Genomic DNA, 22,427 nt, shown 5'->3' on the forward strand with positions numbered 1-22,427 from the left:
ACGTCATGTCCCGTGCCGCACTGCTCGTCCTGGCCGACGGCCGCTTCCCCGCCGGTGGGCACGCCCACTCGGGCGGGGCGGAGGCCGCGGTCAAGGCGGGCCGCATCACCGACGCGGCGAGCCTGGAGGAGTTCTGCCGGGGCCGCCTGCACACCAGCGGGGCCGTGACCGCCGCGCTCGCCGCGGCTGCCGCGCTGGGCGTCGACCCCGTCGTGCTCGACGAGGCCGCCGACGCCCGGACGCCCTCCGCCGCACTGCGCGTCGCCGCGCGCAAGCTGGGGCGGCAGATGATGCGGGCCGCCCGCGCCACCTGGCCGCATCCCGAACTCGACGCCCTCGCGCGGCGGTTCCCCAAAGGGGCGCACCAGCCCGTCGTCCTCGGGCTCGCCGCGCGGTCGGCGGGGCTCGGGGCGCAGGACGCCGCGTACTGCTCCGCGTACGAGGGGGTGAGCGGGGCGGCGACCGCCGTGGTGCGGTTGCTGAGCCTCGACCCGTTCGACGCGACGGGGGTGCTGGCGCGGCTCGCGCCGGAGGTCGACCGGGTCGCCGGGGATGCCGTGGAGGCGGCCCGGCGGGCGGTCGACCTGGGGGTCGACGCGTTGCCGGCCGGGTCGGCGCCGCTGCTCGAGATCGGGGCGGAGGCGCATGCGGCGTGGCCCGTGCGGTTGTTCGCGTCCTAGGTGACGTGGGTCCGCCGCACCCCGGGGGCTCCGCCCCCGGACCCCCTTGTCCTCAATCGCCGGACGGGCTGGTGGTGACACCGGTCCTCAGTCGCCGGACCGGCTGGTGGTGACACCGGTCGGGATGGTGAACCCTCTCTTTGGAGTCGTGATCTTCATGCACCTCGGACACACCCACGACGACGCCTCCGCCGTCTCCGCCGACGCACGCCGGCCGGACGGCACCCGCAGGGCGCTGCGCATCGGGCTCGGGGGGCCCGTCGGTTCGGGCAAGACGGCCACCGTGGCCGCGCTCTGCCGCGCGCTGCGCGAGGAGCTGTCGCTCGCCGTCGTCACCAACGACATCTACACCCGCGAGGACGCCGCGTTCCTGCTGCGCGAGGCCGTCCTGCCGCCGGAGCGGATCGCCGCCGTGGAGACCGGGGCCTGCCCGCACACCGCGATCCGCGACGACATCTCCGCCAACCTGGAGGCCGTCGAGGACCTGGAGGACGAGGTGGGTCCGCTCGACCTCATCCTCGTCGAGTCCGGCGGCGACAACCTCACCGCCACCTTCTCCAAGGGCCTCGTCGACGCGCAGATCTTCGTCATCGACGTCGCGGGCGGCGACGACATCCCGCGCAAGGGCGGCCCCGGCGTCACCACCGCCGACCTGCTCGTCGTCAACAAGACCGACCTCGCCCCGTACGTCGGTTCCGACCTCGCCCGGATGGAGGCCGACGCCAAGGAGGCGCGCGGCGAACTCCCCGTCGTGCTCCAGTCGCTGCGCTCCGAGGTCGGGGTCGGGGACGTCGCGGCCTGGGCACGGAAGCAGCTCGCCGCATGGGTCGCGTGAGCGCCGGAGTCCGGTCCACCGCCAGGATCGCCGCGCGCGGGGACGGGCGGGGCGGGACCGCGCTGCCCGTGATGGAGGGGGAGGGCTCGTTCGCGCTGCGCCGTACGCGCGGCGCGGCCCCCGACGAGGCCCGCGTCATGCTCGTCGGCGCGATGAGCGGCCCGCTCGGCAACGACCACTGCACCGTGGAGGCGCACGCGGAGGAGGGCGCCCGGCTGCACGTGGGCTCCATCGCCGCGACCATCGCCCTGCCGGGTCAGGCCAAGGGCGAGGCCCGCTACGACGTACGGCTGAGCGTGGCCGACGGGGCGCGACTGGACTGGCTGCCCGAACAGTTGATCTCTGCCGGGGGGAGCGACCTGCGGGTCACCACGCGCGCCGATGTCGCGCCGGGCGGGCGCCTCGTGCTGCGCGAGGAGCAGGTGCTCGGGCGGGTGGCGGAGGAGCCGGGTCGGCTCACCAGCCGGCTCACCGTGTACCGCGCGGGCCGCCCGCTGCTCGACCAGGAGCTGGCCTGCGGTCCCGGCGCCCCCGGCGGCTGGGACGGCCCGGCCGTGCTGGCGGGACACCGGGCCCTCGGTCAACTGGTCGTCGTACGCCCGGAATTCGAGACGGACAAGCCCTCGGCGGCCCTGCTCGGCGAGGACGGCACCGCCGCGCTGACGCCGCTCGCGGGGCCCGCCGTGCTGGTCACGGCGGTGGCGCCGGACGCCCTGCGCCTGCGCCGGACCCTCGACACCGCGCTGGGCCAACTGGCCTGAACCGCTCACCGGGGCGAGTTATACCGTTTATCGGATTGGTAAAGAACGCCCGTCGTCTCTGTTGTCAGGGACCCCACACGCGTCAGGATCCGCGTACCGATCAGCAACACGATCGACGTAGAGATCGAATCGATGTGCGGGAGGCCTCACTTGAGACGGACCAGACAGACGGCGCGCAGCAGCCGCAAGGCGGTGATCGGTTCCGCCGGCGCGTTCGCCGCGGCGGCGCTGATAGCGGGCGCGGTCACCGCCCCCGCCGCACAGGCCGATGCCCCGAAGTCCGGCACCAGCACCGCGGACCGGCAGGCGCGCGGCGCGGCGATCGCCGCCGCACGGGCCGAGAAGGCCGGCATCGACTGGAAGGACTGCCCCGAGGACTGGGGGCTCGCCAAGCCGATCCAGTGCGGCTGGGTCAGCGTGCCGCTCGACTACACCAAGCCGTACGGCAAGCAGATCAAGCTCGCCGTCGACCGCATCGGCAACACGGGCACCAAGGACGAGCGCCAGGGCGCCCTCGTCTACAACCCGGGCGGCCCCGGCGGTTCCGGCATGCGCTTCCCGGCCCGGGTGACCGCGAAGAACCCGCTGTGGACCAAGACGTCGAAGGCGTACGACTTCGTCGGCTTCGACCCGCGCGGCGTCGGCCACTCCGCGCCGATCTCCTGCGTCGACGCGCAGGAGTTCGTCAAGGCGCCGAAGGCCGACCCGGTCCCCGACTCCGAGGCGGACAAGCTCGCCCAGCGCAAGCTCGCCAAGGAGTACGCGGACGGGTGCTACGAGAAGAGCGGCGAGATGCTGCCGCACATGACCACGCCGAACACCGCGCGCGACCTCGACGTCATCCGCGCCGCGCTCGGTGAGAAGAAGCTCAACTACCTGGGCGTCTCCTACGGCACCTACCTGGGCGCCGTCTACGGCACCCTCTTCCCGGGGCACGTCCGCCGCATGATCGTGGACAGCGTGGTCAACCCGGCGAAGGACAACATCTGGTACCAGGCCAACCTGAACCAGGACATCGCCTTCGAGGGCCGCTGGAAGGACTGGCAGGACTGGGTCGCCAAGAACGACGCGACCTTCCACCTCGGCGACACCCGCGCCAAGGTGCAGCAGCAGTGGGAGACCCTGCGCGCCGCCGCGAAGAAGAACCCCATCGGCGGGATCGTCGGCCCGGCCGAGCTGATCTCCTTCTTCCAGAGCGCCCCGTACTACGACTCCGCGTGGGTGCCCACCGCCCAGGTGTGGAGCAAGTACGTCGCCGGTGACACGCAGGCGCTGGTCGACGCCGCCGCCCCCGACATGTCGGACACCGCGGGCAACGCCTCCTCGGAGAACGGCAACGCTGTCTACACCGCCGTCGAGTGCGCCGACGCCAAGTGGCCCACCAGCTGGAACAAGTGGGACCGCGACAACACCGAGCTCCACAAGAAGTACCCGTTCATGACGTGGGCCAACGCGTGGATGAACCTCCCCTGCGCCACGTGGAAGACCAAGCAGCAGACGCCGCTCGACGTGAAGACGGGCAAGGGCCTGCCCTCCGTCCTCATCGTGCAGTCCGAGCGCGACGCCGCCACCCCGTACGAGGGCGCCGTCGAACTGCACAAGCGGTTCAAGGGCTCCCGCCTGATCACCGAGAAGGACGCGGGCTCGCACGGCGTCACGGGGCTCACCAACCCCTGCGTCAACGACCGGGTCGACAGCTACCTGCTGACCGGCAAGACGGACAGCAAGGACGTGACGTGCGCTCCGCACGCCACGCCCAAGCCGTAACCGTTCGCTAGGCCTGCGCGGCCCGGGACGCCAGCCAGGCGTCCTCGGCCGCGTAGTCGAACAGGCCGGTCGTGTACGAGGCCACCATCTTCGGGAAGCCGGTCTCCCAGTCCTCCTCCCGCAGCCGCGCGGTCAGCCACTCGACCGTCTCCGGGAGCGCGTCGGCGTAGGTGGTCACCGGCTTGTAGCCGAGCTCGCGTTCGGCGGCCGACATGTCGAGGACCAGGGGCCGCGGCACCGACCAGGGACTGTCCCCGACGTTCGGCGCCGGGGGAGGACCGTCCACGAGCACCGTCTCCGTCTCCACCCCCATCAGCGCGTCGATCATCGCGCCGATCTCGACGACCGTGGGCTGGTCGGGGTCCGCCGCGTTCAGGACCCGGGACCCGGGCCGCGCCGCCGAGAGCCGCACCAGCTCCGCCAGGTTCCGGGTGCTCGCCGGATGGAAACGGCTCTCTCCGTTGTACGCGAGGACGCGCCTGCGGCGACCGTCCAGGTTCCGCTTGACGAAGTAGAGCTCCCGCGGAGTGCGGCAGTACGGGCCGTGCACGGCGGACGGCCGCAGCACGGTCGTGGGCAGCCGGTCGCCGAGGGCCAGCAGATCCTGCTCGATCCCCACCTTGCGCGCCCTGGACCCGTCTCCCGGCGCCGCCGTGCGCTGCGTCTCCGGGATCGGCACGGGATAGTGCGGCCAGCCGTCCGGCTCCTCCTGCGTGTGGAAGCCGCGCCCCTGCTCGTCCTCGTACACCGCCGCGCTGGAGGCCACGACCGCCGAACCGATCCGGTCGGCGAGCCCCGCGAGCTGCCGCGCGTGGTCCGGCGTGAAGGCGATGAGGTCCACGACGAGGTCCACCCCGTCCCCGACGAGTGCCGCGACGGCGCCCTCGTCCTCCCGGTCGAGCCGCACCGCTCGCACTTCTTCGGGCCACCCCGCGTCCCGATGGCCGCCGAGCGACGCCGCCGTCACCTCCCAGCCGTCCTCCGCGAGCGCCCGCACCGAGGGCCGCCCGATCTGTCCCGCCGCACCGATCACCAATGCCGTCTTCATGCCCGGACCGTACGACGGCCGGGGGCGCCGCGGCCCCGGAATCTGCTCAGCGCAGAGCGGGGAACCCGGCGGCGGTCAGCTCAGCGGCATCCGCGGGAACCTCCGGGCCCGCTCCGCTTCGGCCTCCGCCTTCACCAGCGCCGCGTACTTGTCGACGTACTCCTGCCCCGACAGGTCGAGGATCGCGTACATGATCTCGTCCGTGACGGCCCGCAGGATCGCCTTCTCGCCGTCCATCCCGACGTACCGCGAGAAGTCCAGCGGCTTGCCGAACCGGATGGTCACCCGGCGCATCTTCGGGATCTTCTGGCCCGGCGGCTGCGCCTCGAAGGTGCCGATCATCGCGCACGGGACCACCGGAGCCTGCGCCTTGAGCGCCATCGCGGCGACGCCGACCTTGCCCTTGTACAGCCGTCCGTCGTGCGAGCGCGTGCCCTCCGGATAGATCCCGAGCAGCTCGCCGCGGCGCAGCACCCCGAGCCCTTCGCGGATCGCCGCCTGCCCTGCCTCCTTGCCGGAGCGGTCGACCGGGATCTGGCCCGCGCTGCGGAAGAACGCGGCGGTGAGCCGGCCCTTGATGCCGGGGCCGGTGAAGTACTCGGCCTTCGCCAGGAACGTGATCCGCCGCTTGATGATCGCGGGCATCAGGAAGTGGTCGGAGAACGACAGGTGATTGCCCGCGACGATCGCGGCACCGGATTCCGGTATGTGCTCCAGACCCTCGATCCGGGGGCGGAAGATCAGCCGCAGCAGCGGCCCAAGGATCACGTACTTGAGCAGCCGGTAGAACATCCCGATCGCCTCCCCCACCCCGGTGTGTGCGTGCGCACAGTAACCAATCGGGGAGCCCCGGCGCGAGAGCCCGGACGGCCCCCGCCCGAGCGGCCGCCCTGCACGTCGTCCGCGGGCCGCGTCCCCGCGGCCGTCAGTTGCCGCGCGACGCCACCATCGCCACGGTGAGCAGGCCGAGCACGACCCAGCCGAACCACAGCCACCCGTTGCTGCCGAGCGCCACCGTGTAGGCGGTGACGGCCACCAGGCCGCCCACGGTGAACGCACCCATCGTCTTCGTGGATCCGGGCATTTCGTACCCTCCTCCTCGCAGGAAGGACATAGTCACCCGGAACAGGGCGGCGGCGCTACTGCCCGCGCGTGTTCAAGGACGCCAGGTAGGCGTTGTACGCCGCCAGCTCCTTGTCGCCGTCGCGGTCCGCGGCGCGGTCCTTGCGGCGCGCCTGCCGGTCCTCCGACTTCTTCCACTGGAAGAGCAGCGCGAGCAGCACCAGCACCGAGGGCACCTCGCTGAAGGCCCAGGCGATGCCGCCGGCCGCCGTCTGGTCGGCGAGCGGATCGATGCCCAGCGAGGCCGGCGGGTTCTCGAACGTGCCGACCATCGTCGTCGACGCCATCATCAGCGCGATCCCGAAGAACGCGTGGAACGGCATGCCCGCGAACAGCTCCAGCATCCGCATCACGTAGCCCGGCCGGTGCGGGCCCGGGTCCACGCCCATGATCGGCCAGAAGAACACCAGGCCGACGGCGAGGAAGTGGACCATCATCGCGATGTGGCCGACCTTCGACCCCATGAGGAAGTCGAAGAGCGGCGTGAAGTAGAGCGCGTACAGCGAGGCGATGAACAGCGGGATCGTGAACGCCGGGTGCGTGATGATCCGCATGTACCGGCTGTGCAGCAGCCACAGCAGCACCTCGCGCGGCCCCTTGCTGCCGCGCTTCGCCGCCACCGGCAACGCCCGCAGCGTCAGCGTGATCGGGGCACCCATGAGCAGCAGGATCGGCGACAGCATGCTGATGACCATGTGCTGCACCATGTGCACGCTGAACATGACCATGCCGTAGTCGTTGAGCTTGGTGCACATCACCAGGGCGATGCTCAGTACACCGGCGACGAACGAGATCGTCCGGGACACCGGCCACGCGTCACCGCGCCGCGTCAGCCGCACCACCGCCCAGCCGTACAGGGCGAGCGCCAGCAGGCACCCGACGAGGAAGAAGGGGTCGGCCGACCAGCCAAGGCCACGCCCCAGCGTGAACGGCGGCAGATCCATGTTCATGCCGTGCCCGCTGTGATCCATCCGCCGGCTCCTGTTGCTCGTTTCGTACGGATTGTGCGCACCCAGAGTAGAACTGCCCCCGGCCGCTGTATCGGCCGGGGGCAGTTCTACGAGGTCTGCTGCCTGAGATGGAACAGGAGCGGATGTGGATCAGGACCGGGTGTGGATCAGAGCACGCACTCCGCCTCGGCGTACCGCTCGTCCGGCACCGTCTTCAGCGTCTCCACGGCCTCGGCGAGCGAGACCATCACGATGTCGGTGCCGCGCAGCGCCGTCATCCGGCCGAACTCGCCGCGGTGCACGGCCTCCACGGCGTGCCAGCCGAACCGCGTCGCGAGCACCCGGTCGTACGCGGTGGGGGTGCCGCCGCGCTGCACATGGCCGAGGATCACGGGCCGCGCCTCCTTGCCGAGGCGCTGCTCCAGCTCGATGGAGAGCTGGCGGGCGATCCCCGCGAAGCGCTCGTGGCCGTAGACGTCCTTGCCGCCCTCGTCGTACTCCATCGAACCGGCGCGGGGCTTGGCGCCCTCGGCGACGACGACGATCGCGAACTTCTTGCCCGCCTCGAACCGCTCACCGACCTTCTTGGTCAGCTCGTCGATGTCGAAGGGGCGCTCCGGCACGACGACCGCGTGCGCGCCCGCGGCCATGCCGGAGTGCAGCGCGATCCAGCCGGTGTGCCGTCCCATGACCTCGACGATCAGCACGCGCTGGTGCGACTCGGCGGTCGTCTTGAGACGGTCGAGGGCCTCGGTGGCGACACCGACGGCCGTGTCGAAGCCGAACGTCACGTCGGTGACGGCGATGTCGTTGTCGATCGTCTTCGGTACGCCGACGATCGGCAGGCCGCTGTCCGACAGCAGGCGGGCCGCCTTGAGGGTGCCCTCACCGCCGATCGGGATGATCGCGTCCAGACCGAGGTCCGCGACATGGCCCTTGGCCCGCTCGACGCCGTCGCGCAGATGCGCGGGCTGGACACGGGAGGAGCCGAGGATGGTGCCGCCGCGGGCGAGGATGCCGCCCACCGCGTCGAGGTCCAGCTTGCGGTAGTCGCACTCGAGCAGGCCCTTCCACCCGTCGTGGAAGCCGATGACCTCGTCGCCGTGGTCGACGACGGCACGGTGCACGACCGAACGGATCACGGCGTTCAGACCGGGGCAGTCACCGCCGGAGGTGAGGACACCAATACGCATAAGCCCGGAATACCTTTGCAAACGTGGGCCGGTGACCGGACTGCGTCGTCCGGCTGGACCCCCGTACCTTATCGGCGTCCGGGGGTCCCTCCGCACGTGGCGTCCGACTGGTGGACCGACCTGCTCACATGGGCGCGGGGCCGCACCGAAGGGCCTCGCGGAGGGCCCTCTCGGAGGGTGCTGGCGGGGTCAGGCCGGGGTCGCCGTGGCCGCCGCGATCCGCTCGTCGCGCAGCGCCTCGTACCAGCGGTCGTCCACCGGCGGCAGCGCGTTGACGTCGAGCGCCAGCTTGATCAGCAGGTCCGCGATCTGCGGGTTGCGCGCGAGGACCGGCCCGTGCATGTACGTGCCGAACACGGTGTCGTTGAAGGCGCCCTCGGTGCCGTCACCCGTCCCGTTGCCCTTGCCGAAGCGGGTGCGGGCGAACGGGCGCGCGGACGGGCCGAGGTGCGTGACGCCCTGGTGGTTCTCGAAGCCGGTCAGCTGCGGCAGGTTCAACTGCGGGTCGATGTCGGCCAGTACGTCACCGACGCAGCGCTCGCCCTCGCCGCGCGTCGAGACGACGTCGAGGAGGCCGAGCCCCTGCTCGCGCTCGCCGAGGTCGTTGACGAACTCGTGGCCGAGGATCTGGTAGCCGGCGCAGACGGAGAAGACGATCGCGCCGTTGCCCACCGCGCGCTGGAGGCCGCCGTCGCGGCGCAGCCGCTCCGCCGCGAGGCGCTGCGGCCGGTCCTCGCCGCCGCCGATGAGGTAGATGTCCCCGGAGGTCGGCACCGCCTGGTCGCTGCGCACGTCGTGGCGCTCGACCTGGAGGCGGCGCTGCTGGGCGCGGCGCTCCACCACCAGCGCGTTGCCCTGGTCGCCGTAGGTGCTCAGCAGGTCGGGGTAGACCCACACGAGACGCAGGCTGTTGTCGCTCATGCTCATGATCCTTCGCTCTTCGCGCTCTGGGCGGGGCTCGTCAGTTGCCCACGCGGCGGCGGACGTCCTGGAACGCGGTGTAGTTGGCGATCAGCTCGATGCGGCCCTGGGGCGACATCTGCACCGCCTCGTCGAGCGTGTCGCAGACCCGGAACTCCAGGCCCGCGACCTCGAGCCGGACCGCGAGGTCGAGCCGGCGGTCGCCGATCACGCAGATCGGGTGCCCGGCCAGGCGCGTGTAGTCGACGTCCCACAGCCAGGAGGTGTCCGTGCCGTCGGCGCCCCGCGCGTTCACGGAGAGGATCACCGGGGTGGGCGGCGGGTCGATCAGGGTGAACGTTTCGAGCCAGCCCGCCGGGTTCTTGGCGAGCAGCAGGCGCAGGTCGCGGTTCTGGAACTGCACCACGTCGTAGCGGCCGGCCACGGCCTGCACCTGGTACATGCGCTCCAGGGCGACCTGCGGGGGCACGCCGAAGCAGGCGGCCACGGCGGCGGACGTCGCCGCGTTCGCCTTGTTCGCGCGGCCCGGCAGCTGGAGGTGGATCGGCCAGGCGGAGCCGTGCGGGTCGATGACGTGATCGCCCTGGAGCGCCCAACTCGCGAGGGGGCGGCGGAAACCGCACTCGCCGCAGAACCAGTCGTCGCCGGGGCGCTGCATCACGCCGCCGCACGCCGGGCAGGACCAGGCGTCGTCCTTCCACTCCTGGCCGGCCGCGACCCACACCACGTTCGGCGAGGAGGAGGCGGCCCAGACGATCAGCGGGTCGTCCGCGTTCGCGATCACGACGGCCTTCGAACCGGCCAGGCCCTCGCGCCACTTCTCGGCGAGCATGCGGGTCTCGGCGGCGCGGTCCAGCTGGTCGCGCGAGAGGTTGAGCAGCGCGATCGCCTTCGGGTCGGTGTCGCGGGCGACGCCGGCCAGATACTTCTCGTCGACCTCGATCACGCCGTACTTGGCCTCGCCGCCGCCGGCGAGGGCGGAGGTGATGCCCGCGGGCATGTTCGCCCCCAGCGCGTTCGAGACGACGGGGCCGCTGGCGCGCAGGGCCTCCGCGATCAGTCGCGTGGTCGTCGTCTTGCCGTTCGTGGCCGAGACGAGCACCACGTCCAGGTGCTGGGCGACCCGCGCGAGCAGCTCGGGGTCGAGCCGCAGCGCGACCTTGCCGCCGATCACTGATCCGCTGCCGCGGCCCGCCGCCCGCGACACCGCGGCCGCGGCCCGACCGGCCGTCACGGCCAGCTTGGCGCGCGGAGTCATCGGCTCCGAGTTGCCTGACATCTTCCTGGGTCCTCCTTGCGTACGGCGCCGCGCCTGCCCCCGGCATCGTTTACGGGCTCAGCCTATCGAGATCCTCTGACAAGCCCGAACCGCGGCACCACCAGCGGATCGTGGTCTCCTTCGGACCGTACCCTTACGGCCATGCGACACGGCTCGATCCCGGGCGCCTCAGGGCGCGTACGACCCCTGACCCTGCTCGGTGAACCCGTGCTGCACCAACCGTGTGCGGAGGTCACGGAGTTCGACCAGGCGCTCGCGCGGCTCGTGGAGGACATGTTCGCCACGATGTACGCGGCCCAGGGCGTGGGCCTCGCCGCCAACCAAGTGGGCGAGGGCCTGCGGGTGTTCGTCTTCGACTGCGAGGACGACGACGATGTGCGGCACGTCGGCCATGTCGTCAACCCGCGTCTTGTGGAGGCGGACGGCGAGGTGATCCGCGGGCCCGAGGGCTGCCTGTCGCTCCCGGGCCTGGAGGCGGGCACGCCCCGCTTCGACCACGCGCGCGTGGAGGGGTTCGACGCCGCCGGTGCCCCTGTGGTGATCCACGGTACGGGCTGGTTCGCCCGCTGCCTCCAGCACGAGTGCGACCACCTGGAGGGCCGTACGTACACGGAGCGGGTCACGGGCTGGCGCAGACGCCGTGTCCTGCGCCAGGCGGCAAGGGCCCCCTGGTCGTGAGGCCGGGGCCCGGCCGGCGGGGCATCGCCCGAGGCCGCCGGCCGCGCCGACGTCAGAAACCGGGGCCGCCCACCTTGTCGCCCGCCGCGGCGAGCCGCCCCCACAGCAGGTCCGCGAGCCCCCGCACCAGTTCGGCCCGGTCGCACGGCCGGTCGCCGAGCCACCAGTCACCGGCGGCGTGCATCATGCCGACGATCCCGTGCCCCCACACGCGCGCCAGCTGCTGACTGCCGGGCCCGAGGTCCACCCGCTCCTCGATGACCTCGGCCAGGTCCTCGCCCATCCGCCGCAGCAACGGCGCCGAGTGGCGTCCCACGTCGAACCCCGAGTCGGTGGGGGAGCCCTCCGCCGGATGCATCAGGAAGCGGTAGACCTGAGGCCGGGCCTCGATCGCCGCCAAGTACGTGTCGAGCGTCGCCTCCACGCGCTCACGGCGCTCCGCGGGCGCGTCCAGGGCGGCCCGCAGGGAGGCCAGCAGCGCGTCGGTGTGCCGCGTGGCGAGCGCCGCGTAGAGCCCGCCCTTGTCGCCGAAGTGGCGGTACAGGATCGGCTTGGTGATCCCGGCCTCGGCCGCGATGGCGTTCATCGAGGCGCCGGGGCCGTCCCGGAGCACCACGCGGTCCGCGGCCTCCAGCAGCTCGCGCCGCCGACGCTCGGCGGCGGACTGTTGGTCCGCGCGCTGATCGGTCCGCTGTGTGGTCTCCATGAGCTTCTCTCCCCGCCCCTGCGATTTGCCTGACGCACGCGAAAGGTAACACCAGTCGACCGCCCGGTATCGAACGCGCACTCGGAGGTTGACAGGGGCTACTCACGAGTAACAGACTCGCGTTACCTCAAGTAACATATGCATTGCGCGCCCTGGAGGGGTTATGGCCGAGTTCACGATGGATCTCAACGACGAGCAGAAGGAAGTCCGTGACTGGCTGCACGGATTCGCCGCCGATGTGATCCGCCCCGCGGCCGCCGAGTGGGACGAGCGCGAGGAGACCCCCTGGCCGGTCATCCAGGAAGCGGCCAAGCTCGGAATCTACTCCCTGGACTTCTACGCGCAGCAGTTCTTCGACAGTTCCGGTCTCGGAATTCCGATGACCATGGAGGAGCTCTTCTGGGGCGACGCGGGCATCGCCCTGTCGATCGTCGGTACGGGCCTCGCCGCCGTCGGCGTCCTCGCCAACGGCACCGAGGAGCAGATCGGCACCTGGATACCGCAGATGTACGGCGACGTGAACGACGTGCAGGTCGCCGCCTTCTGCTCCTCCGAGCCGGACGCCGGCTCCGACGTCGCCTCCATGCGTACGCGCGCCGTCTACGACGAGGCCAAGGACGAGTGGGTCCTCAACGGCACCAAGACGTGGGCGACGAACGGCGGCATCGCCAACGTCCACGTGGTGGTCGCCTCCGTGGACGCGGAGCTCGGCTCCAAGGGTCACGCCTCCTTCATCGTGCCGCCGAACACCCCCGGTCTGTCCCAGGGGCAGAAGTTCAAGAAGCACGGCATCCGTGCCTCGCACACCGCCGAGGTCGTCCTGGAGAACGTCCGCGTGCCCGGCTCCTGCCTGCTCGGCGGCAAGGACAAGCTCGACGAGCGCCTCGCCCGCGCGCGCGAGAAGGCCAAGAAGGGCGGCGAGCGCGTGAAGAACGCCGCCATGGCCACCTTCGAGGCCTCGCGCCCCGCCGTCGGCGCCATGGCGGTCGGCACCGCCCGCGCCGCCTACGAGGAGGCCCTGGAGTACGCGAAGACGCGCGAGCAGTTCGGCCGCCCGATCATCGACAACCAGGGCGTCGCCTTCCAGCTCGCCGACATGCGCACCCAGATCGACGCCGCGCGTCTTCTGGTGTGGCGCGCCTCCTGGATGGCGACCACGGGCAAGAAGTTCGAGAACGCCGAGGGCTCCATGTCCAAGCTGTTCGCGAGCGAGACCGCCAAGAAGGTCAGTGCCCAGGCGATCCAGATCCTCGGCGGCAACGGCTTCACCCGCGAGTACCCCGTGGAGCGCATGCACCGCGACGCCGCGATCTACACGATCTTCGAGGGTACGAGCGAGATCCAGCGCCTGGTCATCGCCCGCACCCTCTCGGGGATGCCGATCCGCTAGCGGGTCCCGTGCGAGGGCACCGGCTCCTCGCGCCTTCTGGGAAGAGCCGCGGTCACGCGTCGCCGTCGTCGAGCGCCGTGGCCAGCGCGGCCGCCGGGTCGGACGCCGCCGGGCCCGCGGGCGCCCAGCGGCCGCTCTCCTTGCGGTAGGGCCACCAGCGTCCGTCCCGGCCCAGGCGCAGCTGGGCCGGTGCGCCGGTGGCGGTCCACCGGCCGCGCGCCGCTTTGAACGTCGGGCGTTCGTCGGCGTCCCAGGCCCCTTCGAGCGCGGCACGCGCGCGTGCCGCGCTCTCCGCGTCCGGTGTCCACTCCTCGTCGAGTACGGCGAGCGCGGCGGCGCCTCCGTACTCCCAGGCGCGCACGGCGAGCGCCAGGCCCTCCCGGCCGCGGCCGTCGACCTCGGCCAGCCGCGCCCGGATGTGCGGCTGGGGCGACGCGGACGCCAGGCGTACGGCGTCCTGCGCGACGGTCGACTCGGGTGCGGCGGGACGCTGTTCGTGACCCGGTGCGAGCGCGTCCACGAGGAGCCGGTGCGCCTCGGCCGCCGCCTGCGCCCCCAGGAAGCCCAGCGCGTCGACGTCCGTGCCCGCGGGCGGCGGCGTCTCCGTGTCCAGCGACGGCGGCAGGCCCGGCTCCTCGGGCGGCGGCGGGGGCTGCGGCAGCGGCGGCAGCACGAACGCCGACGCGTACGCCTCGGCCGCGTCCACCCCCTCCGCCTCCGGCTCCTCCTCGCTCGGCTCCTTCGGTTCGGTGCCCACGGTGCTGCGGACCTGGAGCTCGTCGAGCAGTGCGCGTTCCCCGCGTCCGCGCAGCAGGAGCAGCACGAACGGGTCCTGGTCCAGGAGCCGGGCGAGCTGATAGCTCAGCGCCGCCGTGTGCGCGCAGTGGTCCCAGGCGTCGCAGTCGCAGCGCGGCTCCAAGTCGCCGATCCCGGGCAGGAGTTCGACCCCGGCCGCCGAGGCGTCCTCCACCAGGTGCGGCGGCATGTCACGGTCCAGGAGCGCGGCGATGTGCCCCGCCCGCTCGGCCGCCATCGTCAGGAAGCGGTCCCACTCGTCCTCGTCGAAGCACTGAAGGAGCACGTCGGAGCGGTGCGTCGCGCCGCCGCGGTCCTCCACGACCGCGGTGATGCGGCCGGGCAGGACCGACACCGCGCCCACCGCTCCCGCGCGCGCGAGCCGACGGCCCGCCTTCAGCTGCGACAGGTCGAGCGCGGTGTCCTCCAGGGCCTTCAGCCAGGTCTGCCCCCACCAGGTCGTGGCGAAGGCCCGCCCGTGCGCGGGCGGCAGTGCCGCGAAGGTGCGCATGTCGTCGTCCCTGTGGTTCATCGGGTGCCCCCTCGCAGCTCGACCAGGTCCGCCAGTTCCGCGTCCGTGAGTTCCGTCAGTGCGGCCTCGCCGGAGCCGAGGACCGCGTCCGCCAACTCCCGCTTGCGCTCCAGCATCCGGGCGATGCGGTCCTCGATCGTGCCCTCGGCGATCAGCCGGTGCACCTGCACCGGCCGGGTCTGCCCGATCCGGTACGCGCGGTCGGTGGCCTGCGCCTCCACCGCCGGGTTCCACCAGCGGTCGTAGTGCACGACGTGCTCCGCGCGCGTGAGGTTGAGTCCGGTGCCGGCGGCCTTCAAGGAGAGCAGGAAGACGGGCACCTCGCCCTCCTGGAACCGCCGCACCATCGCCTCGCGCTCGGCCACCGGGGTGCCGCCGTGCAGGAACAGCACGGGGACGCCGCGCGCCGCCAGATGCCGCTCCACGAGACGGGCCATCCGCACGTACTGCGTGAAGACCAGGACGCTCGCGTCCTCGGCCAGGATCGTGTCCAGCAACTCGTCGAGCAGTTCCAGCTTCCCGGAGCGGCCGACGAGGCGCGGCCTGTCCTCCTTGAGGTACTGCGCCGGGTGGTTGCAGATCTGCTTGAGGCCGGTGAGGAGCTTGACGATCAGGCCGCGCCGCTCGAACCCGTCCGCCCCGGAGATCTCCGCGAGCGTTTCGCGCACCACGGCCTCGTACAGTCCCGCCTGTTCGGCGGTGAGGGACACCGCGCGGTCCGTCTCGGTCTTGGGCGGCAGCTCCGGCGCGATGCCGGGGTCCGACTTGCGGCGGCGCAGCAGGAAGGGCCCCACGAGCCTGGCGAGCCGCTCCGCCGCGCCCGGGTCCTTGCCGCCCTCCACGGCCTGCGCGTAGCGCGTACGGAACGTGCCGAGGCGGCCCAGGAGGCCGGGTGTCGTCCAGTCGAGGACGGCCCACAGCTCGGAGAGGTTGTTCTCGACCGGGGTGCCGGTGAGCGCCACGCGCGCGCGTGCGCCGATGGTGCGCAGTTCCTTGGCCGTCGCCGAGTAGGGGTTCTTCACGTGCTGCGCCTCGTCGGCGACGAGCATGCCCCAGCCGACGGTGCCGAGTCGGGCGGCGTCGAGGCGCATCGTGCCGTACGTCGTGAGCACGAACTCGCCGTCGACGACGCCGTCCAGGGAGCGGCGCCCGCCGTGGAAGCGGCGTACGGGGGTGCCCGGCGCGAACTTCTCGATCTCGCGCTGCCAGTTGCCCATGAGGGAGGTCGGACAGACCACGAGGGACGGTCCCGCGCTCTCGGGGGAGCTCTGCCGGTGCAGGTGCAGCGCGATCAGGGTGACGGTCTTGCCGAGGCCCATGTCGTCGGCGAGGCAGGCGCCGAGACCCAGCGAGGTCATGCGGGCGAGCCAGTTCAGCCCGCGCACCTGGTAGTCGCGCAGGTCGGCGGCGAGCGCGGCCGGCCGGGGGACCGGCTCCATGCCCTCCGGGTCGGCGAGGCGGTCCCGCAGGGCCGTGAGCCAGCCGGTGGGCCGCACCTCGACCCGGCGGCCCTCGACCTCGGCGGAGCCCGTGAGAACGGCGCTGAGCGCGTCGACGGGGCTGACCTTGCGGTCCTGGTGGGCGCGGGCGCGGCGGGCCTCCGCGGGATCGATGAGGACCCACTGGTCGCGCAGCCGCACCACCGGACGGTTCGCCTCGGCGAGCACGTCCAGCTCCGCGCGGCTCAACTCCTGGTCGCCGAGGGCGAACCGCCAGTCGAACGCCAGCAGGGCGTCCGCGGACAGGAAGGACGGAGCGCCCGAGGACAGCCCGTCGGAACCCTCGCCCTCGGCGGCGCCCTCGCCACCGGCGGGGCCGATCACCGCACGGGCCGTCAGTTTGCGCGCCAGCTCCCGGGGCCAGTGCACCTCGACACCGGCCGCGGACAGCGCCCGTGCGCCCTCGCCGAGCAGCTCCGTGACCTCGTCGTCGGCCAGTTCCACGCAGTCCGGCACGCTCGCGGAGAGCAGCGGCGTGAGCGGCGCCCACGCGCGCGTGGCACGGCGCAGCGCCAACAGGGCGTCCATGCGGGCGCGGTCCCCGAAGGCCCGGCCCGACGCGCCCGTCCCGGCCCACACCTGTGCCGCGTCCGCGACCAGCGCGGGGTCGCTGACGCTGTGCAGTTGCAGTACCGCGCGGAACGGGACGCGCGCCTCGTCGTCCGCGACCCGCTCCAGACCCGGGACCTCCACCCGCAGCGAGATCCGCACGCCCGCGTCGTGCCCCGCCGCGACGTCCCCCGCCCACGGGCGCAGCTCCGGCACCCGCTGCGGCGCCCGCGCCGCGAACGCCGGCCCGCCCGCCGCCTGCGCGGCGGCGGGGGAGCGGGGCAGGGAGTCGGCCACCGCGTCGAGGAAGGCGCGCAGCAGCCGCTCCGGGACGTGCAGGCGCGGCGGCCCGTCCCCGTCCAGCGGTACGGCGTGCGCCTCCGGCGGCATCGCGGCGGCCAGCTCCCTGACCCGGTCGACGTCGGCCGTGCCCAGCGGGCCCGCACGCCACGCGTCGTGGCCCTCGGGGCTCACGCCCGGCAACAGCAGCCCACGGGCCACGAGTTGCAGCGCCAGGACACCGGCCGAGCCCCAGAAGGCGGCCGTCGGATCGGCGTCCGCGCGGGTACGCGCGCGGGTGAGGACGGGCAGCGCGGCCCGCACGGGCAGGGTGACGGCCGGGACCGTCACCGGCTCCACCGTGTCCTCGCCGGGCAGTGCCAGGCACAGCTCGGTGCGGCTGCCCGCGTCCGGCAGCGGCGGCTCGCCGCCGTCGGGCCGCCAGAAGGCGACCTTCGACGTGCGCGCCGGGTCGGCGGGAAGGAACGCGACGCCGCAGCGCGCGAGTTCGGTGGTCTCGAAGAGGGTGGGCGGCGCGGTGTGCGGGTGCTCTGAGATGGCGGCTTCCTCGTATTCATCAAACTTGACTACTCGCCCTGGAGGCGCCGAGGGTACACCGCCGGAACCGCCGGACGCGCATCCCTATGTCGTGATCTGGATCACTCGACCCCTAAGGGTGGGGCTTACCCCCGCTTCCGGGTGGGGTGCGCCCAGGCGGCACTCGGGTGGTGGCGTCATGGTCGATCAAGGCCCGTGGTCCCTAGGTTCGTTGTGGTCGGGCGACGCGTAGCCCGCCGCGTCGACCTCACCCATCACAGACCGGAGAACCGCCATGTCCTCGGCCGTCGGAACGATGCCGCAACCCGCCACCAGGTCGGCACCCCCCGAAGCGGGAAGCGAGTTCACGCCACTGCTGCGCGCCGTCAAGGGCCAGGGGCTGCTGGAGCGGCGCACCGGCTGGTACGCGCGCACCATCCTGGTCAACGCCCTCTGCCTCGGCGCCGTCGTCACGGCAATGGCCCTCATAGGAGGCTCGTGGTGGGTGCTCGCCCTGGCGCCCCTCCTGGCCGTGCTCTGTGCCCGCACCGCCTTCATCGGGCACGACGCGGGCCACGCCCAGATCACCGGCAACCGCTCCGTGAGCCGGCTGATCGGCCTGGTCCACGGCAACCTGCTCCTCGGTATGAGCTACGCGTGGTGGAACGACAAGCACAACCGGCACCATGCCAACCCGAACCACATCGACAAGGACCCCGACGTCGCCGCCGACGTCCTCGTCTTCACCAGCAAGCAGGCCGCCACGCGCGCGGGGTTCCGCGGCTGGCTCACCCGCCACCAGGCCTGGCTCTTCTTCCCGCTCACCCTGCTCGAAGGCCTCGCCCTGAAGGTCTACGGATTCCAGGACCTGCGCCGCCAGAGCGGCCGCGAACGCCTCGTGGAGGGCGCGTTCCTGGTAGCCCACGTCGCCGGATACGTCACCCTGCTCCTGGCCACCATGCCGCTCTCCCACGCGCTGGTCTTCGCGGCGCTCCACCAGGCCCTGTTCGGACTGCACCTGGGCATGGCGTTCGCCCCCAACCACAAGGGCATGGAGATGCCGGACCCCGACGGCGACAAGTGGGGTCATCTGCGCCGCCAGGTCCTCACCTCGCGCAACATCAAGGGCGGCGCGCTGACCGACTGGTTCCTCGGCGGCCTCAACTACCAGATCGAGCATCACCTGTTCCCGAGCATGCCCCGACCCCATCTGCGTCTCGCCCAGCCCATGGTGAAGGCCCACTGCCGCGAACTCGGCATCCCCTTCGTGGAGACGGGGCTCGTCGACTCCTACCGCCAGGCGTTGCGCCACATGTATGAAGTGGGAGAGCCGCTGCGGGCCGACATCTGAGGTCCTCCCGGCGGCGCGCGCGGCGGCACGGAATCAGGGATGTATCAGGGTCACCCGGCGGAACCGCGGGCGACGCGGACCCGTTCTTCACAACAGAGGACGGGTCCGATCCACTCAGCACTCGGGCGAGGGCGAGCCGCCCCGAAGGAGGCCACACACATGTCGAGGAACGCGAAGGTCGCCGCCGGAGGCGTGGCGATCGGCATCATCCTGCTGATCTGGCTGCCCTGGTGGGCGGCCCTGCTCATCGTGCTGGGCGTCCCCACCGCGGCGTACCTCACGCTGGACCCCTCGCAGCGCCGCAGGCTGCGCCGCGTGTCACGCAAGGAGCTGAGGCGCTGAGGGGCTGAGGGGCCACAGATCGGGCTGAGGCCGCAGGGGGCGTGCGCACCCCTGCGGCCTCAGCGGTTCGTCGAAGGGTCCGTCAGCGGTTCAGGCGGGGCGTACGGCCATCTTGTCGAGCGCTTCGAGCAGGCCCGGCAGCTCACGGCCGCGGCCGACGGGCAGCACCTCGCCCGGCTCCTCGTCGAGGAGGACGAAGGCGATGTCGTCGGTCCGCGCCACCATCGACCAGCCGGGGCCGTCCGCGCGCAGCGTCCGCGCGTCGCCCGAGGCGAACGCGGAGCGCACCCTGCCCAGCGGCGGGGGCGAGTCCACGTACCCGCGGACCTCCGTCAGGACGCGGCGGATGCCCGCGTGCGAACCGCCCGTTCCGGCTTCCGCGTCGCCGCCCTCCTCGGAGTCTTCGGCGTCCGCCTCCGTGGCGAACTGCGAGTCGTCGAGCTGCTCGCGCCACACGGCCCACTGGAGCGCTATCTCGTCCGCTCCCAGACGGCGCTGGGCCGGGCCCCAGGTCTCCGTGTCGGGCGGCGTCAGCGGCGCCTGGTCCGCGTCCTCGGCGTCGGGCTCGGGGTCGTGCGGGTCGGGCACGCCGGGGGCGGCCACGGCGAGCGCGAGCGGCCAGCCGGGCAGCGCCGCGACCATGCTGTTCTCGTCGGGCGAGAGCTCGTACTCCATGCCGCAGTCCCACGACGCGATGGCGACGGCGACCAGTGACACGTCGTCGACGACGACGGTCCAGCGCGCGCCCTGCCCGTCCTGCCCGAGCACCAGCCCGTACCCCTCGGCCAGCGGCGCCAGCCCCAGCGCCGCGCAGGCCTCCGGGTAGTCGTCACCGAGCACGCTCGGGAACTTCGCGGGGGTCAGCAACACCGCCGTCAGCACGTACAGCGCGTCGTCCCCCTCGACCGCCGCTTCGTCCACTCCGGCCACGCCAGCCTCCCCTGAACTTCGATCCACCGGCGAGACCTTAGTCAGTGCCCGACGGTGGCGTACAGAGGGGTCCGTGCTGGATGACCAGGAAAATCAGCGACAGTTGGGGCCCCGCGTTCCACTGGTGAACGGCATGTCGGGATCCCGTGTGCGCGGTGTGTGCCCCCGCGCGCGTGGTGCGTCAGCCGACGGGCAGCCCCAGGAGGCTGCGGGCGACCGTCCGCGGCGGCTCGTCGCGCTCACGGGCCAGGGCGATGACCGCCCGGCAGGCGAGCTCGTTGACCCCGAAGACCAGCGCGCTCGGCTCGACCCAGCCCGCCGCCTCGTCGGCCCGATCCTGGTCGTCCTCCACGCAGGCCACCACGTAGGCGGCGGCCGCGTCGAAGATGTTGTGGCCGCGCTCTCTGCCCCCCGAGGTTCCCCCGCTCTCGCTCCGCGCGACCTGCTTGTGCCACGTCTTCCATGCCTTGCGGATCCGGTCGATCATGATCGCCACCGCCCCCCTGGCCGTAACCGCCCACTTCTGTGGGCGAGTTGCAGCCATGGTGACAGAGCCGGGCGGCGAGCGGATGACCCAGCGCCCCTCGGCTTGCGACCGCTCGGCTTCCGGCTCCTCAGTCGTGCGTCTCGGCCTCCCGTACCGCCAACGTCAGGAAACGCTCGTCCTCGTCGACGTACGAGGTCATGCGCCAGCCCGAACCGGCCAACAGGGGGCGGAGGTTGGGTTCGGCGCGCAGGTCGTCGGGCGTGAGCGGGCGGCCGTGCCGGGCGGCGAGGGCGGCTCGGCCGATGGGGTGGAAGAGGGCGAGCATGCCGCCGGGGCGCACGACGCGCGCCAACTCGCGCAGATTCTCCGTCGGTTGCGGGAGGTGGGAGATGAGGCCCGCGCCGAACACCGCGTCCAGCGTGCCCGCGCGCAGTGGCAGCCGGCCGACGTCCGCGCGCAGCAACTGCCCCTGGGTGTCCCTGCCCGCCCGCACGGCCTGCGTCAGCATCGCCTCGGTCAGATCCGCCCCCAGGACCACGCCGGACGCACCCACGGCCGCGCGCAGCGGTGACAGCGCGCGGCCCGTGCCGCAGCCCGCGTCGAGCACACGGTTTCCGGGACGCAGGCCCAAGGCGGACACGGCGGCGGCGTAGGCGGGGCCGTCGTCCGGGAACCGGGCGTCCCAGTCGGCGGCTCTGGCCGCGAAGAACTCCTGCACACGCGTGGCGTCGTCGCTCATGCGCTCCATGATTGCGCAGGGCACTGACAACGGCGCACCGGCAGGTGTCGTGCCACGCGCGAGGGACCGGAGCCCGCCGGGGGATCGAAAGGCCCCGTTCTTCGCCGACGTCGTCGCATGTACGTGCGGTGCGCATGTTCGACTCTCATGCGACCGTTCCGAACCGCAACCCAGTCGTATTGCGGAACCTTTCGAAATGCGCCCATGGCGCACGCCCCCACCGGCATACGGTCCGGGACCCATGGGACACCTGGACCACGCCGCCTTCGGCTGGCTTACCCCCGTGCTCTCGTACGCCATGGCGTGCATCGGCGCGGCGCTCGGGCTGCGCTGCACCGTGCGCGCCCTCAACGCCACCGGAAGCGCCCGGCGCAACTGGCTGCTCACCGCGGCCTCGGCCATCGGCACCGGCATCTGGACCATGCACTTCGTGGCGATGCTCGGCTTCGGCGTCACCGGCACGCAGATCCGCTACGACGTTCCGCTGACCGTCCTCAGCCTGCTCGTCGCGGTGGCCGTCGTCGGCGTCGGCGTCTTCGTGGTCGGCCACCACCCCGAGCGCGGCGGCGCCCTGGCCCTGGGCGGTCTCACCACGGGCGTCGGCGTGGCCAGCATGCACTACCTGGGCATGGCGGCCCTGCGGCTGCACGGCGAGGTCCACTACGACCCGCTGCTGGTCGCCGTCTCCGTGGTGATCGCGGTCCTCGCCGCGACCGCCGCGCTGTGGGCCGCCCTCCACATCAAGACACCGGCCGCCGTCGCGGTCGCCTCCCTGGTCATGGGCGGCGCCGTGAGCAGCATGCACTACACCGGAATGATGGCGGTCGGCGTGCGCGTGACCCCGTCCACGGCGGAGCTACCCGGCGCCACGACGATGCAGTTCATCTTCCCGCTGGCCGTGGGGCTCGGCTCCTACCTCTTCCTGACCTCGGCATTCGTCGCACTGTCCCCGACCGCGGACGAGAAGGAGGCCTCCAGGTCCGCACAGCGCCCGCTGGAGCACCTGACCCACTGACAGTGCCGGTGTTCCGGCGCGGCACCCGGCGCCCGCGAGCGA

General features: G+C 72.5%; 22 protein-coding genes. 9 read left to right on the forward strand and 13 right to left on the reverse strand.

Features of this window, described 5'->3' with window-relative positions; all coding sequences use genetic code 11:
• Positions 1 to 5 precede the first annotated feature (5 nt).
• The 4 genes from ACYBSK_RS12730 (at position 6) to ACYBSK_RS12745 (ending at position 4,043) form a co-directional block, all read left to right on the forward strand.
• Positions 6 to 680, forward strand: coding sequence for an urease accessory protein UreF (locus tag ACYBSK_RS12730; RefSeq protein ID WP_457477025.1), 675 nt, complete (start codon positions 6 to 8; stop codon positions 678 to 680).
• A gap of 157 nt (positions 681 to 837) precedes the next feature.
• Entirely contained in the window at positions 838 to 1,515 is a 678-nt protein-coding gene (gene ureG, locus ACYBSK_RS12735; protein ID WP_460246109.1) for an urease accessory protein UreG, read from the forward strand.
• Positions 1,503 to 2,276 carry an urease accessory protein UreD gene (locus ACYBSK_RS12740; RefSeq protein WP_460246110.1) on the forward strand — a complete coding sequence of 258 codons (774 nt, stop codon included), beginning with the start codon at positions 1,503 to 1,505 and terminating at the stop codon, positions 2,274 to 2,276. The genes ureG and ACYBSK_RS12740 overlap by 13 nt, the downstream gene beginning before the upstream one ends.
• Positions 2,277 to 2,408: 132 nt before the next feature.
• Entirely contained in the window at positions 2,409 to 4,043 is a 1,635-nt protein-coding gene (locus tag ACYBSK_RS12745) for an alpha/beta hydrolase (RefSeq protein WP_460246111.1), read from the forward strand.
• A 7-nt stretch (positions 4,044 to 4,050) separates the two neighbouring features.
• On the opposite strand, the gene ACYBSK_RS12750 is transcribed toward ACYBSK_RS12745, so the two are convergent.
• The 7 genes from ACYBSK_RS12750 to ACYBSK_RS12780 form a co-directional block, all read right to left on the reverse strand.
• Positions 4,051 to 5,079 (reverse strand): NAD-dependent epimerase/dehydratase family protein, encoded by a 1,029-nt coding sequence (locus ACYBSK_RS12750; RefSeq protein ID WP_460247011.1) that lies wholly within the window; start codon positions 5,077 to 5,079, stop codon positions 4,051 to 4,053.
• 87 nt (positions 5,080 to 5,166) lie between these two features.
• Positions 5,167 to 5,883 carry a lysophospholipid acyltransferase family protein gene (locus ACYBSK_RS12755; RefSeq protein ID WP_457481726.1) on the reverse strand — a complete coding sequence of 239 codons (717 nt, stop codon included), beginning with the start codon at positions 5,881 to 5,883 and terminating at the stop codon, positions 5,167 to 5,169.
• Positions 5,884 to 6,016: 133 nt separating this feature from the next.
• Positions 6,017 to 6,175, reverse strand: a complete 159-nt coding sequence (locus ACYBSK_RS12760; RefSeq protein ID WP_457477029.1) for a hypothetical protein — start codon at positions 6,173 to 6,175, stop codon at positions 6,017 to 6,019.
• Positions 6,176 to 6,230: 55 nt separating this feature from the next.
• Positions 6,231 to 7,184 carry a cytochrome c oxidase assembly protein gene (locus ACYBSK_RS12765; protein WP_460246112.1) on the reverse strand — a complete coding sequence of 318 codons (954 nt, stop codon included), beginning with the start codon at positions 7,182 to 7,184 and terminating at the stop codon, positions 6,231 to 6,233.
• Between the two features lie 146 nt (positions 7,185 to 7,330).
• Positions 7,331 to 8,356, reverse strand: a complete 1,026-nt coding sequence (locus tag ACYBSK_RS12770) for a 6-phosphofructokinase (protein WP_457477031.1) — start codon at positions 8,354 to 8,356, stop codon at positions 7,331 to 7,333.
• A 189-nt stretch (positions 8,357 to 8,545) separates the two neighbouring features.
• Positions 8,546 to 9,277 (reverse strand): type 1 glutamine amidotransferase, encoded by a 732-nt coding sequence (locus ACYBSK_RS12775; RefSeq protein WP_457477032.1) that lies wholly within the window; start codon positions 9,275 to 9,277, stop codon positions 8,546 to 8,548.
• A gap of 40 nt (positions 9,278 to 9,317) precedes the next feature.
• Complete coding sequence (locus tag ACYBSK_RS12780) at positions 9,318 to 10,556, reverse strand: Mur ligase family protein (protein WP_457477033.1); 1,239 nt, start codon at positions 10,554 to 10,556, stop codon at positions 9,318 to 9,320.
• 141 nt (positions 10,557 to 10,697) lie between these two features.
• Between ACYBSK_RS12780 and def the strand changes: the two genes are divergently transcribed.
• Positions 10,698 to 11,234: a peptide deformylase gene (def, locus tag ACYBSK_RS12785; RefSeq protein WP_460246113.1), complete on the forward strand. Its 537-nt coding sequence runs from the start codon at positions 10,698 to 10,700 to the stop codon at positions 11,232 to 11,234.
• Between the two features lie 52 nt (positions 11,235 to 11,286).
• Here the strand turns inward: def and ACYBSK_RS12790 are convergent, their stop codons facing one another.
• On the reverse strand, positions 11,287 to 11,940 hold the full coding sequence (locus ACYBSK_RS12790) for a TetR family transcriptional regulator (protein ID WP_457477035.1): 654 nt from the start codon (positions 11,938 to 11,940) through the stop codon (positions 11,287 to 11,289).
• A gap of 163 nt (positions 11,941 to 12,103) precedes the next feature.
• Between ACYBSK_RS12790 and ACYBSK_RS12795 the strand changes: the two genes are divergently transcribed.
• The gene (locus ACYBSK_RS12795) at positions 12,104 to 13,330 is read left to right on the forward strand and encodes an acyl-CoA dehydrogenase family protein (protein ID WP_457477036.1); all 1,227 of its coding nucleotides are present in this window, start codon (positions 12,104 to 12,106) and stop codon (positions 13,328 to 13,330) included.
• 52 nt (positions 13,331 to 13,382) lie between these two features.
• On the opposite strand, the gene ACYBSK_RS12800 is transcribed toward ACYBSK_RS12795, so the two are convergent.
• Together ACYBSK_RS12800 and ACYBSK_RS12805 are read right to left on the reverse strand one after the other, a co-directional pair.
• Positions 13,383 to 14,657 (reverse strand): SWIM zinc finger family protein, encoded by a 1,275-nt coding sequence (locus ACYBSK_RS12800; protein WP_460246114.1) that lies wholly within the window; start codon positions 14,655 to 14,657, stop codon positions 13,383 to 13,385.
• The gene (locus ACYBSK_RS12805; protein WP_460247012.1) at positions 14,654 to 17,542 is read right to left on the reverse strand and encodes a DEAD/DEAH box helicase; all 2,889 of its coding nucleotides are present in this window, start codon (positions 17,540 to 17,542) and stop codon (positions 14,654 to 14,656) included. Before ACYBSK_RS12805 ends, ACYBSK_RS12800 begins: the two co-directional genes overlap by 4 nt.
• Before the next feature lie 274 nt (positions 17,543 to 17,816).
• Between ACYBSK_RS12805 and ACYBSK_RS12810 the strand changes: the two genes are divergently transcribed.
• The gene (locus ACYBSK_RS12810) at positions 17,817 to 18,872 is read left to right on the forward strand and encodes a fatty acid desaturase family protein (RefSeq protein WP_460246115.1); all 1,056 of its coding nucleotides are present in this window, start codon (positions 17,817 to 17,819) and stop codon (positions 18,870 to 18,872) included.
• A gap of 159 nt (positions 18,873 to 19,031) precedes the next feature.
• Positions 19,032 to 19,214, forward strand: a complete 183-nt coding sequence (locus ACYBSK_RS12815; RefSeq protein ID WP_457477039.1) for a hypothetical protein — start codon at positions 19,032 to 19,034, stop codon at positions 19,212 to 19,214.
• 90 nt (positions 19,215 to 19,304) lie between these two features.
• Here ACYBSK_RS12815 and ACYBSK_RS12820 read toward each other — a convergent pair whose 3' ends face one another.
• The 3 genes from ACYBSK_RS12820 to ACYBSK_RS12830 form a co-directional block, all read right to left on the reverse strand.
• Positions 19,305 to 20,144: a hypothetical protein gene (locus ACYBSK_RS12820; protein WP_460246116.1), complete on the reverse strand. Its 840-nt coding sequence runs from the start codon at positions 20,142 to 20,144 to the stop codon at positions 19,305 to 19,307.
• Between the two features lie 181 nt (positions 20,145 to 20,325).
• On the reverse strand, positions 20,326 to 20,631 hold the full coding sequence (locus ACYBSK_RS12825; RefSeq protein ID WP_457477041.1) for a hypothetical protein: 306 nt from the start codon (positions 20,629 to 20,631) through the stop codon (positions 20,326 to 20,328).
• A gap of 127 nt (positions 20,632 to 20,758) precedes the next feature.
• Positions 20,759 to 21,370 (reverse strand): class I SAM-dependent methyltransferase, encoded by a 612-nt coding sequence (locus ACYBSK_RS12830; protein ID WP_460246117.1) that lies wholly within the window; start codon positions 21,368 to 21,370, stop codon positions 20,759 to 20,761.
• A 241-nt stretch (positions 21,371 to 21,611) separates the two neighbouring features.
• Here ACYBSK_RS12830 and ACYBSK_RS12835 point away from each other — a divergent pair, with 241 nt between their 5' ends.
• Complete coding sequence (locus ACYBSK_RS12835; protein WP_457477043.1) at positions 21,612 to 22,385, forward strand: MHYT domain-containing protein; 774 nt, start codon at positions 21,612 to 21,614, stop codon at positions 22,383 to 22,385.
• The last annotated feature ends 42 nt before the right edge of the window (positions 22,386 to 22,427 follow it).

Source organism: Streptomyces sp. BYX5S (assembly GCF_054724165.1).